Annotated in this window: 11 protein-coding genes; all 11 read right to left on the bottom strand. The window is 53.5% G+C overall.

Translation table 11 applies throughout. From position 1 onward, the window contains the following. Positions 1 to 41: 41 nt before the first annotated feature. The 11 genes from ABD931_RS07465 to ABD931_RS07415 all read right to left on the bottom strand — a co-directional run bounded on the left by ABD931_RS07465 (position 42) and on the right by ABD931_RS07415 (position 17,628). Positions 42 to 4,151 (bottom strand): sensor histidine kinase, encoded by a 4,110-nt coding sequence (locus tag ABD931_RS07465; RefSeq protein WP_345265535.1) that lies wholly within the window; start codon positions 4,149 to 4,151, stop codon positions 42 to 44. Between the two features lie 179 nt (positions 4,152 to 4,330). Beyond that, positions 4,331 to 5,653, bottom strand: a complete 1,323-nt coding sequence (locus ABD931_RS07460; protein WP_345265533.1) for a sensor histidine kinase — start codon at positions 5,651 to 5,653, stop codon at positions 4,331 to 4,333. A gap of 166 nt (positions 5,654 to 5,819) precedes the next feature. Then, complete coding sequence (locus ABD931_RS07455) at positions 5,820 to 6,095, bottom strand: hypothetical protein (protein ID WP_345265531.1); 276 nt, start codon at positions 6,093 to 6,095, stop codon at positions 5,820 to 5,822. A gap of 29 nt (positions 6,096 to 6,124) precedes the next feature. After that, on the bottom strand, positions 6,125 to 7,816 hold the full coding sequence (locus ABD931_RS07450; protein ID WP_345265529.1) for an N-acyl-D-amino-acid deacylase family protein: 1,692 nt from the start codon (positions 7,814 to 7,816) through the stop codon (positions 6,125 to 6,127). A gap of 48 nt (positions 7,817 to 7,864) precedes the next feature. Then, positions 7,865 to 9,190, bottom strand: a complete 1,326-nt coding sequence (locus ABD931_RS07445) for an amidohydrolase (RefSeq protein WP_345265527.1) — start codon at positions 9,188 to 9,190, stop codon at positions 7,865 to 7,867. A gap of 155 nt (positions 9,191 to 9,345) precedes the next feature. Continuing rightward, positions 9,346 to 10,761 carry a DUF418 domain-containing protein gene (locus ABD931_RS07440; protein ID WP_345265525.1) on the bottom strand — a complete coding sequence of 472 codons (1,416 nt, stop codon included), beginning with the start codon at positions 10,759 to 10,761 and terminating at the stop codon, positions 9,346 to 9,348. A gap of 37 nt (positions 10,762 to 10,798) precedes the next feature. Further along, positions 10,799 to 12,028 (bottom strand): alpha/beta hydrolase-fold protein, encoded by a 1,230-nt coding sequence (locus ABD931_RS07435; RefSeq protein ID WP_345265523.1) that lies wholly within the window; start codon positions 12,026 to 12,028, stop codon positions 10,799 to 10,801. A gap of 29 nt (positions 12,029 to 12,057) precedes the next feature. Then, positions 12,058 to 14,013: a hypothetical protein gene (locus ABD931_RS07430; protein ID WP_345265521.1), complete on the bottom strand. Its 1,956-nt coding sequence runs from the start codon at positions 14,011 to 14,013 to the stop codon at positions 12,058 to 12,060. 114 nt (positions 14,014 to 14,127) lie between these two features. Then, a complete protein-coding gene (locus ABD931_RS07425) occupies positions 14,128 to 15,339 on the bottom strand; it encodes a hypothetical protein (RefSeq protein WP_345265519.1) in 1,212 nt (403 codons plus the stop codon). Between the two features lie 71 nt (positions 15,340 to 15,410). After that, entirely contained in the window at positions 15,411 to 15,575 is a 165-nt protein-coding gene (locus tag ABD931_RS07420) for a hypothetical protein (RefSeq protein ID WP_345265517.1), read from the bottom strand. Between the two features lie 241 nt (positions 15,576 to 15,816). Next, on the bottom strand, positions 15,817 to 17,628 hold the full coding sequence (locus ABD931_RS07415; protein ID WP_345265515.1) for a tetratricopeptide repeat protein: 1,812 nt from the start codon (positions 17,626 to 17,628) through the stop codon (positions 15,817 to 15,819). Positions 17,629 to 17,670: the final 42 nt, after the last annotated feature.

Here is a 17,670-nt window from a genome sequence, read left to right as displayed (position 1 = left end):
GGCCATATGGGGTGTACCCGTCCCCGGAATGATGTTTGCACTCAATTAGCTTCTCTCTCTTTTATTTGTACAGGCAGCACCACCCTAAACTCCGTCCCCTCCCCCTCTTTTGTCTGCACCTGCATCTCCCCACCATGCCCCTTGGTCACAATATCATAGCTCAGGCTTAACCCCAAACCCGTGCCCTGCCCCGTGGGCTTGGTGGTAAAAAACGGCTGGTAAATCTTGTTCAATAGCTCTTTGGGTATACCCGTGCCGTTGTCCCGCACCCGTAGTTCTACCTTTCCGTTTTGGGTATGCGTAGTGACTTCGATCTGGGGTTGGTATCCCTTAGCCGTCGTCTTCGCCTTTTCCTGCACAGCATAGAAGGCGTTGTTGTAGAGATTGAGCAAGACACGACCTATCTCCTGGGGAGCGATGTTGACCCGTTGCAGGTTGGGGTCGAGCTTCAGCCGCAGATCGGCAGTGAAGTTCTGGTCTTTGGCCCGCAGGCCGCTGTAGGCCAGCCGCAGGTACTCATCGGCCAGGGCGTTGAGGTCGGTGGGCTGCTTCTCGCCACTGCCGGCGCGGCTGTGCTGGAGCATACCTTTGACGATGCTGTCGGCTCGTTTGCCGTGGTGGCTCACCTTTTGCAGACTTTCCTCCAGATCCGTCAGCAGCTCCTCTTCCAGGTCTTCATCCCTATCTGCTTTCTTTCTCTCCTCCCTCAACTCCTCCACCAGTTCCTGACTCACTTCGGTGAGGTTATTGACAAAGTTCAGCGGATTCTGGATCTCGTGGGCAATGCCGGCGGTGAGTTCACCCAGGCTGGCGAGCTTTTCCTTCTGGATGAGCTGCTGTTGGGTGGTTTGCAGTTCGCTGAGCGTCTGTTCCAGATTGTCGCGCTGGGTTTCAATTTCTTCTTTCTGGGCCACAATTTCCGCTTTCTGCTTCTGAATTTGCTGCGTTCTGAGTGCCACTTTCTCTTCCAGCAGGCGGTTTTGCCGGCGCAGAGTGCGTGATCGGTACAAAATGTAGCCCCGGAGCGCACCAATGGTCAGCAACCCGTAAAGCAGATACGCCCACCAGGTCTGCCACCAGGGGGGCGCTATTTTCAGCTTAATCGACGTCTCCTCCCGACTCCATATTCCATCGGCATTGGCCGCCTTCACCCGGAAGGTGTAGGTGCCGGGCGACAGAGCCGTGTAGCGGGCCTGCCGCATAGTACCCGCCTGAATCCAGTCTTTGTCATAATTCTCCAGCCGATAGGCATAGGTAACTTCGGGGGAGCGGGTAAAGTGGGGAGCCGCAAAAAAGAAAGTAACCTCATTCTGATCATGAGCCAGCCGGATCTGCGTCGCCAGAGAGATGTCGGCCGACAAGGGAGCTTCGGGGCCAATAGCCGCTTTCTGGCCGAAGATAGCCAGATCCGTCAGTACCACTTTAGGTGGGAATGTGTCAGAAACCATATGGGCCGGGTTCAGAATACTGAGGCCGTGTTCTCCGCCGAAGACCAACTGCCCATTAGTGGCTTTGATAGCCCTGGCCCGAAATATGTTACCGGCCAACCCAAACTGAGCCGAATAGTGCTGAAGGCGGTTGGTAGCCGGATTAAAGCGGCACAGGCCATTGAAGGTACTGAGCCAGAGTAAGCCCTGAGAGTCTTCCAGAATGCTACCCACACTGTTAACCGGCAGGCCATCGGCGGTAGTGTACCGCCTGAACGTACCCTTCTGTAGGTCGAACTGGAATAAGCCGTTCAGATAATCGGCTATCCACAACCGCTGCTTACTATCTTCAGTTATGCCACATACCAGTGACAGGCCGTTGGTTGGGTCAGCGTAATGGGTAAATTGGCTGGTAGCCGGGTCCAGACGGCTCACTCCTTCTACGGTTCCAACCCAAACCTTCCCCTTAGCGTCTTCCAGTATGCCTCCCATAACCGAAATGACGGGTGAAGTCAGGCCATTGAACTCTTTTCGCCGGACCAGCTTGTTTAGCGAATCCCCTTCTGCCTGATTAATGCCCAGCACCCGGATACCCCACCACTCCGGATAAGTCGGAGCAGGAAATCGCCAGTGCCGGTACGCATCGGCTCCATCACTTTGGTAGCGCAGCCGGTAGTTTCCGGCCGGCAGGGTAAGCGTTGCCACCTGAATACGCTGATACATGTATCCTCCGGCATAACGACTTGCCGAATCGGTCTGCTCCCAGACAGTACGGCCCTGACTATCTTCAATCCAACCGAAATCATACCGGGTCTTGGGTCCTAATTCGCCCATCGATACAATGGCTACCCGGGTGGGGGCCGATACGGTAAAGGTTTGCCGTGCATTCACCTGATTGCCGGGCCTCAGGATAGCGGCAACCTGTTTCTGAGGCAGAGCCAGCCGGTACAGATACTTGTAGAGTTGAGGATGGTAAGTCGTGTCGGCTTTATCGTAGCAGGTAAACTGGCCGGTATCTGGCTCAAAGGCGTTCAGCCCCTCACCTGTCCCGACCCAGAGTTTTCCTTTTCGGTCTACCGCCAGGCTGCGAATTCTGTTGTTACTTAACCCCTGGGCAGAAGTCAGACTATGGGTGAACCGGATGAATCCTCCTGTACGACGGTTGAGCAGACATAAACCATTTTCGGTTCCTACCCAAAGTCTGCCCTTCCTGTCTTCTACGATAGCAAAAACGATACCCGGCGTTAGGGATGTCGGCTGGTTAGGGTCATGGACATAGTGAGTAAACCTGCCGGTTCTTCGATCATAACGATCAAGTCCTTTTCGGGTCCCAATCCACCAGACAGAGGGTTCCGACGGTGCTTCATAGATATAATGGACTTCATCGTCCAGCAAGCTGTTGGTGACATAAGGCTGGTGACGAATCGACTCAAAATGGGTAACCCGGCTTTGCTTAAAAATACCTTTACCGAACGATCCCACCCAGAGCAGTTGGGTTCGGTCAATGAGGAAACTCTGTATGGAACGGGCATCGGCAATTTCTCCGGTTTTCCGAATTGTTAACGGACAGGCGTAAAATCTGGCCGCACCGGGGTGATAATAATTAAGCTGAGTGGGCGATCTCTGGAACCAGACTTCACCCGTTGGAGATTCGCCCAGGGGAAGCATCCCGAGCCAACCAGCAGGCGCTGTTTGATTGATGGTGCCGGGGCTAAAATGAGTAATCTGCTGCCGGTCCGGATGCATACGATCCAGTCCTTTGGCGGTTGTTATCCAGAGGTAGCCGGCCCGGTCCTGATACAATACCCGGATGGAGTCGCTCGACAGGCTGTTGGCCTGGTTTGGCTTATACCGATAGTGTTGTTCAACAGCCAGCGTTACCGGATTGATCCGATACAGACCGTGCCCCCGGGTGGGGACCCACAGCAGGCCGCTACGGTCTGCCACAGGAACGTTGACCCGCCGAAAAGCCAGCTCATCCGGATCATTTTCAGGACGTGTGACCCGGATGAAGCGGTCGTTTTTAGCATCGTAGCGGTGCAGAATGGCGTCATGATCGGGCAATCCACCCAGTCGGGTGCTCACCCAGATACGACCTGCCCTGTCTTCATACAAGCCCATCTGCTGACCAGCCGTACCGACAAAATGACTTTGAATATTGTCATGAGCCAGACTGTAGGCGTTAGCCGGGTTATGGCGGTAGTGGGTCCACTGCCCTGTTTTTGGTTGATACCGACTCAACCAATTCTCTATAGTAAGACTCAACCAATTCTCTATAGTAATACGACCACTACTTACAATCCATATATTACCGGACTGGTCTATATGAACGGTAAATACCCGGCGGCTATTGGCAAAACGATCTTTTCCGGTAGGTGAGCAATCGATAAACCGCCCGGTAGCCCGTTCGAAACGGGTCAGGCCATGATCACTACCGATCCAGATATCCCCTGCGCTATCTTCCTTCAATGCATGGGTAAAGTGTCCTTTGTAACTGAATGGGTCATTGGGATTATTCCGGTAAATGATCATATTGATCCCATCATACCGGACCAGCCCGTCCCGTGTGGCCAGCCAGACAAACCCCTGACGATCCTGCAACATGGCATACCCAGCGTTTTCGGGTAATCCATCGGCCGTAGTCAGCTGATCGAACAGAATAGGTATCTGTCCGAAGCAAAACCCGACTGAGGCTAACCAAATCCAGAATATCAGGAAGCGCATAACTTGCGACCAGTTAGAGTGTAGGAATCAGTTACAAGGCACTATAACCAAATGTAAGCGCTACAGAGTCGCAAGCCTAAAAGCAAGCGTTAGAAAAATGTTAGGATAAGAAAAGAATCTGAAAATGAATATAATAGAACCCACCAATACACCTAAATGCACCGTACTGGAGGTGCCGATCAGGCCGGCAATTCAACAATAAACTCCGTTCCCTCGCCCTCCGTTGTGTGCACCTGCATCTCCCCGCCATGCCCCTTGGTCACAATATCGTAGCTCAGGCTGAGGCCCAATCCTGTGCCCTGCCCTGTGGGCTTGGTCGTAAAGAAAGGCTGATAGATCTTGTTCAGAATCTCCGCCGGTATGCCCGTGCCGTTGTCTTTCACCCGCAGGGCCACTTTGCCGTTCCGGGTATGCGTTGCGACTTCGATCTGCGGCTGATAGTCGGTTTGCTGCTTGTGCTTCTCCTGCACAGCATAGAAGGCATTGTTGTAAAGGTTGAGCAGCACCCGCCCTATCTCTTGGGGAGCGATGTTGACTAGTTGCAGGTTGGGGTCGAGCTGCAGCCGCAGATCGGCGGTGAAATCCTGGTCTTTGGCCCGGAGGCCGTGGTATGCCAGCCGCAGGTATTCATCGGCCAGGGCGTTGAGGTCGGTGGGTTGCTTCTCGCCACTGCCGGCGCGGCTGTGCTGGAGCATGCCTTTGACGATGCTGTCGGCCCGCTTGCCGTGGTGGCTCACCTTTTGCAGACTTTCCTCCAGATCCGTCAGCAGTTCCTCCTCCAGGTCCTCATCCCGTTCCTCCTTCCTCTTTTCCTCCCTCAACTCTCCTACCAGTTCCTGACTCACTTCGGTGAGGTTATTGACGAAGTTCAGCGGGTTCTGAATCTCATGGGCGATGCCGGCGGTGAGCTCGCCCAGGCTGGCTAGTTTTTCTTTCTGGATGAGTTGCTGCTGGGTAGCTTTGAGTTGATACAGGGCCTCCTCCAGTTTCAGAGTCCTTTCTTTTAGTTGAGCCGTTCGTTCCGTTACCTGCTGCTCCAGGGCTCGTTGGCGGGCTCTCATCGCATCCAGAGGCCAGGATTCGCCTTCAGCCTGGTCTGAAGAAGGAAACGATACGTGCATATGCACTGCTTGCCATTGTGCTTTTTTCTGCTCAACAATCAGCGTCAATCGGGTAAATAATTCAATTACCTGATCCGCGATTGGAACCAATATCGCAATTTCTGCTGCGATAAGCCCCACAATGCCCATCCGCCGACACTGAAGAGAGTGCACTCGGTAATCGGCACCTTCAGGTGTTTGTTCAAAGTCTCTCTTATGAATTTGAAGATACTGGTCGCGGTTTATGATGTTCTCATCTTTGCCGGTGCCAACCCCCGTAATTAATTCATCGCACATCGCTTCCAGTTTTTCCATCGAATGATCGATCCGATGGAAGAAAGCATCCATAAAAAGAAAGAAGATCTGTTCTAATTCCTGGTCAGCAATTTCCTTTTCAGTCATGTTTATTCTGAGTATTGTCAGTTGTTGATCTCAAAATTCACCTTGAAACGACTGTTTCCGGATAGAAACTTATTCAGGTGCGATTGAATCAAGCCGTTGAAGCATTGCAACATAGGTACTACCGGAGCCGTTGTAGAACAGATCTGTTATTGATAGAGCTATCACCTCACCGCTTCGCTACCGGCAGCGGCATTATCTCCCGCTTTTCCAGATGCTGAAGCACCTCGGCTTTGTCGAGCCAGGCGGTTCGTAGTTTCTTCTGCGACAGCAGCGGCAGTTGGTCGCCAATGTGTTTGCTGCCTGGCTGGGTGGCATTATACAGACAGGGTTTCACCCGGAAAGGAATACCCAGGTCGCGGGCACGGGGTTCGGCAGGGGGCAATCCCTGAGCTAAAACCAGTAGTACTACAAAGAGGTAAGAGATTAGGAATAGTACCTTCATAATGGTTAGAGGTCTCTATTAGTGATTCGCTACCGATTTATTGTGGACTCCTTCCGCCCGGGTCCCCAAAGCGCCCGACCCGGAAACACGCCGGTGTGTTCTCCGCTTTTCAAAACCTGTCTACCGTTTATAAACACATGCTCCACACCTACGGCATACTGGAAGGGATTCTCATAGGTCGCTTTATCGACAATGGTGGCAGGATCAAAGATGACAATATCGGCGAAATAGCCTGATTTGAGCAAGCCCCGGTTGGTCAGCTTATGCTGGGCAGCAGGCAGGCTGGTAAGCCGGCGAATCGCTTCCTCCATCGTAATTACTTTTTCATCCCGCACGTACTTGCCCAGCAGCCGGGCGAAGGTGCCGAAAGCCCGGGGATGAGGAACTCCAAAATCTTTGTTTTCTGCCGCCATGGACATGGCATCTGACCCAAAGGTTACCCAGGGCTGACGAATTCCTTTTCTGACATTCTCTTCCGACATAAGGTGATAGATGGTTTCGACGCGGCTTTTGTCCTCCACAATCAGATCCATGACCGTTTCGATAGGATCTTTTCCCTGAATAGCGGCAACTTGTCCTAAGGTCTTGCCGATATACTTTTTTAGGGAGTCCGTATTGAAACCGACCAGCACAATATTTTCCGGTGAACCAGTCAGCGCGTAAAAATTTTCCCAATCGTTGGTAGGCTGGCGCACCTCTTCGGCTATTTTACGGCGCTCTTCGGGGTTCTGCAGCCGCTTCCATCCGGCCATAAAACCGCCGTTGAAGAGGTAAGGTGGTAAACATGACGTTAATCCTGTCGCCCCCGCCGTATATGTATACATATTTACTGAAACAGCTTGGCCCTGTCGGCGAGCTTCATTGATTCGGGCGATAGCCTGATCCATTTTAGGCCAGTTGCGCTGCCCGGCAGCCTTAAAATGATACAACTCGACGGGTAATCTGGCCAACTTCTCAATCTGGATCAACTCCTCAATCCCGTCTTCCAAACGGTCGCCTTCGCTCCGGATGTGGACAATATAACGCCCTCCGTAGCGGGCGGCCTCTCGGCACAACGCCACCAGTTCATCCCGATCGGCAAAAGTAGCGGGCGGATAAATCAGGGCGGTAGTTACACCCAGGGCACCGCCCTCCATCTCCTCCCGGACAAGAGCCTGCATCTGTGCCAGTTGATCAGGAGTGGGTTTTATAGCTTCCTCACCCAGTACATTGGTCCGGACAAAACCGGCCGACACGTAAGCAGCAACATTTGGGCTGATGCCTTTTTGCTCCAGCTTCAACAAAAACTCATAGAGCATGGTCCAGTCCACCGACACGTTTAATGACGATATCCGTTGTCTGGCAACGTCCGTTTTAACCGGTCCGTAAGAAGACTCCCCAAAAATCTCTGTAGTAACCCCCTGCTTGAGGTCACTTAATGAACGGCCATCCTGTAAGAGCGAGCGAGGGGCATGAGAAAGCACATTTATAAATCCGGGCGCAACTGCCATGCCTTTGGCATCTACTACAACGGCAGCCTTCACATTCGCCAGCCTCCCCAAAGCCACAATATGGTCGCCCCGCAGGGCGATATCTCCTTTGTAGGGTTTCCGACCGGAGCCGTCGTAAATAAGACCATTTCGAATCAGGATGTCGTAGGAGGCTGTTCCAGTCGGTTCCGTCTGACCAATGCCGGTAAGGGTCTGAGCCAGGCAGAGCAGGAGTAGCAGGATGCGGTTCATACGTGTAGAGGATAAGATTAATGGGTGTAGTACAATAGGCAGGTCACATCACCGGCCGGCGGCCGCGCCCCTCCACTGCTCCAGGTAATCGACCGTCAGGTGGCAGAGAGCTTTGACGCCCAGCAGGAAGCCGCTTTCGTCCAGATAGAAATCTGCGGTGTGGTGGGCGGCTACCTCTTCCGGCTTGCGGGCTTTGGGCATGCCACCCAGAAATAAGAATAAGCCTGGCACCTGCTGCTGATAGAACGAGAAGTCTTCGGAACCCGTCCGAAGGGGAATAAGCTTCACGTTTTCCTTACCCGCTACCGCTTCCAGTGTCGGCAGCATCTGATCCGTCAGCGCTGGATTGTTGTAAGTGGCTGGGCATAGATTTTCAATATTTACTTCAGCCTTAGCCCCGGCACTTTCGGCAATGTGGGTGGAAATCTCCTGAATCCGACGGTGGACCAGTTGCTGCGCTTCCTGACTGAAGGTCCGGATACTACCGATTAGGGTAGCTTCTTCCGGAATAATATTCACCCGATTACCTCCCTGAATGGCACCCACAGTCACCACGGCCGGCGCATCGGTCAGGTTGATGTTGCGGCTCACGATGGTCTGCAATCCCATCAACACCTGGGCCGCCGTTACCACAGGATCAACTCCCAGCCAGGGATAAGCTCCGTGTGATCCTTTCCCCTTTATTTTAATTGCATATATATCGGCAGCAGACTGCAAGGCACCAGAACGATACCCGATACTGCCTACCTCTGATCTTGCAGCCATATGCAAACCGAAAATGGCATCGACTTTGGGGTTATCCAGTACCCCTTCCTGCACCATCAGTTTGGCTCCGCCCTCCTCTCCCGGCGGTGCCCCCTCTTCGGCCGGTTGGAAAATGAACTTGACCGTGCCTTTCAGGTCTTTTTTGTTGGCGGCCAGTACCTCGGCCACGCCCATCAGAATAGCCACATGAGCGTCGTGACCGCAGGCATGCATCACCCCCGTGGTCTGCCCGTTGTACTCAGTGGTGGCACGGGACTTAAACGGCACATCCGTCCGTTCGGTAATGGGCAGAGCATCCATGTCGGCCCGGAGGGCGACCACCGGGCCAGGTTTACCGCCTTTCAGCAGACCCACTACGCCGGTATGAGCGACATTGGTTTGCACCTCAATACCTAGAGAACGCAGGTGCGTAGCCACTTTCCCGGCGGTGCGGAACTCGCGGTTGCCCAGTTCGGGATGCTCATGGATATCACGACGCCAGGCGATGACCTTGCTTTCGACAGCATCGGCCTGCTGGTTCAGGCGGGTTTTCAGCGGCTGGGCGTGGACCGGGGTGCTGATCGCAGCCAGGGAGAGGAGCCTTAAAAAAAGGGACAATAGGTGTTTCATAGTTAGTTCTTTTGGAGGGTTAAGGAGCTAGCTATTTTGATGAGCGTTGGAAGACAACTTTTCCCAGCATCTCTACCGTATAAATCATTGGTTTTCATAGCAACTATCAGGTCAAGTTCCGGAAATACGGTTATGCTTTCTGTTAATGGCTTTGATTACACCGCCGGCAGGGCCGGTACCGGGGCGTTCCGCTGCATGGGTTGCCACTTCCAGTAGGTGAGGCTGCGCCAGAGCCATTCCAGAGGTCCAAAGCGGAAGTATTTCAGCCAGAGCGGACTCAGATATAGCTGCACTATCCAGATGACACCTACCAGGTAAAAGAGCTGGTAGTATTGCAGTTCGGCGAAGTAGTTGAGCCCATAGCCATAGAAGAACAGCGTACACACAAGCGTGTGCATGATGTAATTGGTAAAGGCCATCTGCCCAACTGCGGCCAGCCTCCGGGTCAGGCCCTTAAGCAGGCCAGCCCTTACAATCAGGATAATAGCGCTGCTATGCGCCAGCACCAGCAGAATGCGCTGAACCGGGTAGATGAGGCTAACCCAACTAATGGGGTGGGTGTCGTTGTACGCCAGCGCGGCCTCGCGGGTGGGGGTATGTTGTAGGGCGTAGTAAACACTAAAACACACCAGCGGCAGCCCCAGCCCGTACCCAACCAGCATGGTAAGCCGGTACCGGCGCGTAGGCCACGCACCGGACAGGAAGCCCCACTTGTACAGGGCCATGCCCAGCAGCATTAGGGCCAGCACGTCCGGCAGCAGAAAGGGCAGGTAGGTAGTCTGGAACAAAAACGAAAGCGGACGGACCCGTTTGGCCACGCTGCTGTAGCTTCCCTTCATCAGGGCGGTGTTTCGGGCGGCATCTTCCTGGTTGGGCAGCATGGTCTTTTCCAGCTCACGCCAGTCCGCCAGCGCCTGTGTTTGTGAGGCCGTCAGGACGACACCTGTCTGCTGGGCACGGATGGCATCCAGATAGGCAAGATGCTTCTGGGCTATATTTTGGTTAAAAAGAGTACTCCCCACGAAGCCCACTATGGCTATCAGAGGTACCCCCAGGGCCAGGTACAAGGGGCGCACTTTCCGGAACAGGTAAAGCAGCAAGCCGCAGACCCCGTAGCCGTACAGTATATCGCCAAACCACAGGAGCAGATAGGCGTGTACCAGGCCAAACACGATGAGCCAGCCCATGCGCCGGTAATAAAGTCGTACAGCCGACCGGTTGGTTTGTTCTTTTTTGGCTAGAAACAGCAAGACTCCTACCCCAAATACAAACGAGAAGAGCGCCCGCATTTTGCCTTCAAACAACACGGTAATTCCGGTAAATACCCAGAAGTTGGTACTATCCGGATTTTGGGTGAATGCCTCAATAAAATTATCCGGCATGGAAAAGGTCGGGATATTCATGAGGAGAATGCCCAGCAAGGCCACACCCCGCAGAATATCAATCAGCAGAATACGATCGGACTGGGCAACGGGAGCGACAGTCGGTGCCGCAGTGGATGGTGCCGCACTGGATGGTGCCACACCGGATGGTGCTTCGGTATGTGGAGCAGAGGTAGGTTGGTTTTGCATACGTGATAGTTTTTAAAAAAGGAGGTTACCGAATGTTTCACTTCTCCGCCATCAGCCTGTCCAGCTTTTTCCTCGTGTCAGGTAGTGATTTTATGGATAGCGCTTTGGTGTAGTATTCTTTGGCTTTGGCCTTGTCGCCCATAGCGGCATAAAAGTCTCCCAGACGTTCATGCGCATGGGCGCTGGTGGGGTAATTTCTAATGTTGAGTCTGAAACAGGCCAAGGCTTTTTGCGGCTGGTCAATGGTCATGAAGCCACTGGCCAATCTGTCCACTCTTGATTCGGGAGGTAGTGCCAGGTAATGTATTTTTTCAGAAACGTGGTTGAAATGTGCTATCAGGGCACTGTCGGGCTGGTAGTCAGGATCAAGGTAGAGGCCCCATTGGGCTGGAAAATGATAGTAGTCGAAGATAAATCTTAAACCTTCGTAAATGCTGATAAGGGGCACCGAAGCGTGTGAGTCCGATTCATGATAACGGGTCTGAAAGTTCAGAGCCTGGGGAGTTGACGACTGCAACAAGCTGGCAAAATGAAAGTTGGCCCGGATAAATTCGGAGGCACGATTAGTATCCTGGCTAATGAGCAGGCTGTCCATAGGCATTTTGTAAGTGTTGGCTACGGTCAGATACAGTTTTTTATCCTGAAAACTTTTGCTCGTAAAAACCTTTTTTGCCTGTTGAATCATCCATTGGTTATCCCAGCGTAGTCCAGGATCAATGGCCAGGTAAGCCTCAAAAAGTTCGGTATGATGTAGTAACGCATGGATTGTATATAGACCGGAAAGCGAATGGCCGATCAGCATTCGGTATGGAGCGACCGGGTACCTGCTTTCTATCGAAGGGATTAGTTCTTCTTTCAGAAAATGGGTGAAGTTTTCGGCCCCTCCAGTTGTTCGGTACCTCCGTGGCGCATCGCCATACCAGGCACTGGTTGAGTATGTGGGGCTGAAATCGCGGTTTCGGTCGGCATTAACAATCCCGACAAGAATCATGGGAGGGATCAGGTCGCTGCCTTCACTCATTTCCCGGAGTATGGCCCTCACGTAATCGAAATGGTCTTCCCCATCCAGCAGATACACTACTGGAAAACGCTCCAGGGTGTACCTCCCCACCTCGGCCTGCTTCGGCACATATACCCACAGTTTCCGAGTCTCGCCCAGGATGTTGGAGTAGAGGGTGTCTACATGCCCGATGGTGATGCCGGTGGAGGGAGTTTGCGCCTGAGCGGTGAAGGCGATTAGCAGGAGGAAAAGGAATGATGGTTTCATAGCTAATGATTCACTAATTGTTAGTTGAGTTACTTTTCAACAAGTGTAGACTGACCAGCAGGCGGCTGTACCGGTCCTACCCAGCAGGGGAAGCCGTCTTCCCACTTGTTATGCGTGAGCCGGATTACCTTGCCGTCGCTGAGCCGCATGGCGCAGATTTCGCCGTACATCTGCGGGGAGAACAGAATATCCTGCACCAGCGGCTCCTCGTCGTTGATCCCCCCTCGCTCGGAGGCAAACACAATCCACTGCCCATCGGGTGAGAACTGGCTGTGCGCGTCCTGTCCGGGGCTGTCCGTCAGGCGCTTCAGTGTGCCCGGCATACCATCAGGGTTTAAGTGCAGGTGGTAAAGCTCGTAGGTACGTTCGCCTGTCACCGGGTCCCGGTCACCTTCCCGGTTGGAACTGAACACCACTGATTGGCCGTCGGGGGCAATAGCCGGAAAAGCGTCTTTGTCGGGGTGGTTGGTCAGATTGATTGGCCTGGAGCCGTCGCCGTTCATCAGAAAAACGTCGTAGTTCCCGCTCCGGCCACTGCGGAATACCACCCGACTGCCGTCGGCCGAGATACCCGGAAAACCATCATTGCCGGGTGAGTTCGGGGTCAGGTTTACCGTGCCGGTACCATCGGGCCGCATTTTCCAGACATCGGCTTCGGTTTCGGGACCACCAAACATCCGTCCCTTCATGTACACTACCCACTCGCCGTTGGCCGACCAGCCGGCACTGAACCAGGGGCTTTGTTCCGGCTCTATCGTCAGGAGCGTGTCCGTCGGGTCCCCCGCTACATCGGTTTTGATCAGGGTAGGTCCGGGCATTACCGAGTGAATCACCTCATTTCGGAACGGATGAATGATGTTGGTAAACGTACGCAGGGGATACACGGTGGCAGTCCGCTGATCGAACCTCGCCGGAAATTCGGAGCCGGGTACCAGTAGAGGGCCACTGCCTACGACGATGGCGGCCGGTGACGGTGGCAGTTCGTTTTGGGCCGGACCGGTACCATGACAGATGATCGCTCCCGTGCCAGGGTGAAAAACAGGAGACCAATAATGCTGCAGGGTGTCGCTTTCGGCCCGCAGGTCACTACCATCTTCCCGAATCGACATCAGTTGCCAACTGCCGGTAAAACGGTCACCCCGGTTTTGGGTTTCCCGGCCCCCTTTTTTCACGGTAAACAAAACCCGGCCGTTGTTCATGGGAGCCGGCGACAAGGCCGGCAAGCCCTTGGGCGAAATGGCCCGCTGGTTACTGCCGTCGGCGTTCATGGCCCAAATGCGTTGTTCGCCCTCCCGCCGGGCGTAGTAGTAAATGGTCTTTCCGTCGGCCGACCACACCGGCGAACCATCCCAGTCGGGTGCCGTTGTCAGTCGACTGAGGTTACTGCCATCGCGGTTCATCCGGTAAATCTCGCCGACGCGTTGCCGACCGGCCGCCCAGCCGGTGGGTGGCGTATCCCGGTCGGTGGAGAACGCAATGTACCGGCCATCGGACGAGAACGAGGGCCGGAAGTCTCCGCCCGGATGGTTGGTCAGATTCGTAGCCTTATCCATCGACTGGGTGGTGCCGGGCCTGAACGGAATGGTATACACCTCCGCATTGCCGCTGTGCGAACTGACAAACACCAGGGTTTTGCCGTCGGGCGAAAATTGGGGCTGGTCTTCCATGGCTGGGCTTTCGATCAGCTTCCGGGGCTCCCCTCCTTTTTTCAGGTCCAGCACGTAGAGGTCCGGGTTGCTGTGTCGCTCGGCGCAGTACACCACCCACCGGCCGTCGGGCGACATCGCGGCATCATAGTCCAGGTCCGGGTGATTGGTGAGTCGGCGGGGAGAACTGCCGGGTTTTTCAAAATAGTAAAGATCCCAGTTGCCCGGCCGAAAAGAGACATAGCTGATTCGGTCGGGGGCAGAACCCCTATCGGTAGTCGTTTGCGCGTGCAGCGCCGGTGCCGGCAGCAGGCACATCCAGACAAGAAGCTGCTTCAAACTGGTAGAGAGGCTGGATTTAGGGCACATGAATTATGGTGGTTTAACCGTGCAGACAAGGAGGAATGGGCTGTGGTGCCAGTAAGCCGCGCCTGCAAAGTTTAGTGAGTTATCTTAACGGACTCTACCGATCAGGATGGGCCAACTATTGGTCGATGTGAATTGTAAGGTGGCGGAGGAACCGGTAATCTTATAGAGCCGGGTGTTTATTTTGTCATACGTTCCGTCCGGAAACTCTGATGCCGGGTAGTATAAGGTGCCGTCGACATGGAGGTCTACGCTGTTGCTCCACGGCTGTCCATGCTCACCAACACCCGCTACATCCGTCACTTGTGCGGTTGCCAGGTTTATTTTTTTCAATCTTGTTTTGGCGAGTGCAAAGTAGTTGCTTGCATTAATGGGAGCCGGCAGAGGCTCTACTGTTGTGGCCACAACTAATTCATTGTCGTTCAGCAGATAGGCGTGGCTGATCGGACCACCGGCCAGCGCTTTCAAATCCATGAGAAAGTTGCCGTCAAAACTGGGGTTCGGCAAAAAATTGAACCGTATCATTTTTCCGTAGTTCTTGACGTCAGCGTTCTGCCCGAACAACAGGGCGTGATGTTCGTCTCGCGATGGCAGGAAATACACCCTTTTCTGACTGTCCATCACGTTTAAATGGGATGTAGCTTGCCGATCATCCGTTCTGTACGTAACAGCCTCGGCCATTGCGTCAAACCGGGCTATAGTAGTTCTGGGCTCTATTCGCAACCCATTGCCTGGGTCTCTGTTGAATATGCTGAGTACAAACAGCGTACTCATTGCCCGCGGGTTGTCGGCGTGCGAATAAGGGAATGGCGCTTTCACGACCGGTATCGTTTTGGTTATGGTCATGTTCTGCGGATTGAATTCCAGGACTTTTCCATTGACAAAATCAAAAACAAACGCCCGGGTATCAAGCGTAAAGCCGATGGGAGCCTTGTTGGAAAGACCCGCGGAAGCAATATCAAGCGTGCTGACTTTATTCAATCTCAAATCGTTGGTAACCTCCCATTTCGAGATTGTTTTTGAGTCCCAATGAACCGTGTAAACGGAATTATTGTAGATGTAAGCCCGGGAGTTTTTGCCCAGTTCAACCATTTTGGAGCGGTCGGGGTCGCTGGTGGGCATTTCTGAATACACACCCATGTAAGAGACAACCCCATTGGGCGATATTGTATTGATATTGTATAAAATAGCCGGTGTTGGGTCCTGATTGGGAATGACCGTGGCTTTTTCCTCCGTTTTACAACCGGCGAAAAAGAGCAGGGCTAAAATGAGAGCCAGGGCTAAGTTCAGCGTTCTCATACAATGTGAGTTTAAAAGTGAATGGTTTAGCGAACAATGCGGCAGGCAATACAAATGGGTTAAAACCGGAGTCAGGGTAGCGCCTGGTGTTCAAGCAGTCTGATTTGATAATCGAAGTACCACCAGATACCCCAGCCGATCAGCAGAAAGACCAGGATGATCACCAGAAGCATCAGCGGCAGACTAGCCCGCTGCGTAGACCGTTCAGACGTGTGTTTACTGATTGAGCGTTGCATAGTTCTACCGGGTTTATCTGCCCTAATGGTGGGGTCGGGAACAAACCAAAGGTAGTCGTCTGCCGATAGGAGGCTAAAAAACAGGCGTTAGGAAAACGTTAGGATTTCAGAAATGGGGCTGGGAAGGGTGTAGAAAGCAGATAATAGACGTTGGACACTAGACGTTAGACTCAACAACATAGGGTGGATGTGGCAGATTTGTCTAACGTCTGATGTCCAACGTCCTCAGCCTAAGCCCCCCTCAAACGCGCTGGGCGATCTCATCCACACTGACCTCATCGGGCAGGTCCAGCTTGCACCGGATGGTGTGCCGGTACTGGCGGACGGCACCCGGACTCACCCCCAGCATGTGCGCCATCTCCCGCGCCGTATAGCTCAGGCGGCTTAAGGCCATAAACCGCGTCTCTGCCGGTGTCAGGTCGGGTAGTTGCGTCTTTAGCCGGTAAAAAAAACCGGGGTGTACTTTCTCGAACACATCTACAAACTGATGCCAGTCATCATCGGTCAGAATAACCGAATGGCGCAGGTCGTTGAGGAGTTGGTATTGGTTGGAGCCGATAGCCGGACCGTCAGCTGATACGCTGAATTCAGCTTCGTACTGGTCGATGAGCCGGCTTTTCTGCTGCACGCCCTGGCGGAGTTGGTTGAGCAGGGCCTGAGCACTTTGCAGTTCAGCCTCGGCCAGTTGTTTTTCGGCCTGGAGTTGTTGCCGGCGGTGGCGGTCTTTGAGCTGCCGGCGGTTGTAGAGCAGCAGCACCACCAGCAAGCTGAGGATGGTTAACGCCAGCAAAGCATTCCGCAGCAGCAGTTGTCGCTCTTTTTCCTGCTGTAGTTGCTGTTCGCGGGCCTGAAACCGTTCCTGCTCAATGGCAATTTCGGCCCGGTGTTTCAAGGCAATGTTCATCTGCTGTTTCCACTGCGTCTCGGCTACCCGTGCCGAATCTGCATACCGGAATGCTTTTTCATAATTACCCATCGCCCGGTAACAGTCTGCGACCACTTTATAGGGTTCAGCCAGATAGCGCGACAACGGCAAATACTCTCCCACCTCATCCGCTCGTTTAGCCGCTTGCAGTGCCTGTTGGGCAATGGTGTATGCCTGTCGGATTTGCCCGCGCTCCAGATAAATCAACGCTAACTTGGTGCTAAACCGGGGAAAATTGTCCCAAAGACTTGTTTTTCGGGTGAAGTCAATGCCTTTTGTCAGGTAAGAGATGGCCTGATCGTATTGTTTCTGCTCAAAATAGGTCACGCCAATGTTTCCGTTCAGAATACCCTCCCAGGCATCAATGCGATACCTACTGTTCATCCCGGTCGGCACCAATGATAAACTCCAGTGAAAATGCCGACGGGCCTGCTCATACTGCCCCAGCCTCAGATAAGCCATACCCAACATGCAGGCGTTGAAGATATGGCTGTCTTTTACATCCTGCTCCTGAACCTGCATCAGCACCTGACCATACCGGATGGTGTTCTTATAATCGAAGAAGTCGTAGTAGGCCCTGGCCACCAGATAAAGGGCATAGCTACGTTCGGGGTATAGGCGCTCATCAAAGTTTACAACCAGGTCATACATGCGCAGGTAATGCCGAAACGCAGGACCATACTGCTTGAGATGGTTGTAATACAACATACCCAGCCAGTGATGCAGAAAAGCGGTCAGATACGGCTCCCGTATCTGTTCGGCTTCTTTCAGAAATTGCAGTGCGCCGGCGGCTAGCTGCTCATACGTTTTCGGCCCTGTCAGCCCTTTCCTGAACACCCAGATCCGAAACGTGAGTTGATCTGCCTCTGACCCCTTTTCATCAAAAAATTGTTCAAGATCACGAACCAGCCGTTTTGCCTGACTGGTGTCGCGTTTCAGGGCGCTGGTATAATGCCAGTCAATGGCACCATAACGTAGGAGAAGGGGCATGGCCCGCAGTGAATCCGGCCCGGTGGCCATGGCCGTACGTTCTACTCCAAAAAGGAGTGCAACCACCCCCAACCGAAGCAGCCAGTGACGGTTTCCCGCCCAAACAATAGCCCGTATCCCGGCAATAACAACGTGCATACCCGTATGGTTACCTGCCAAACGCTGGCTTAACAGTCCAGT

The sequence above is a fragment of the Nibrella viscosa genome, assembly GCF_039541875.1.
Lineage (GTDB): Bacteria > Bacteroidota > Bacteroidia > Cytophagales > Spirosomataceae > Nibrella > Nibrella viscosa.
Note: the sequence above shows the minus strand (reverse complement) of the source record. Positions and strands in the feature narration are given on the sequence as shown.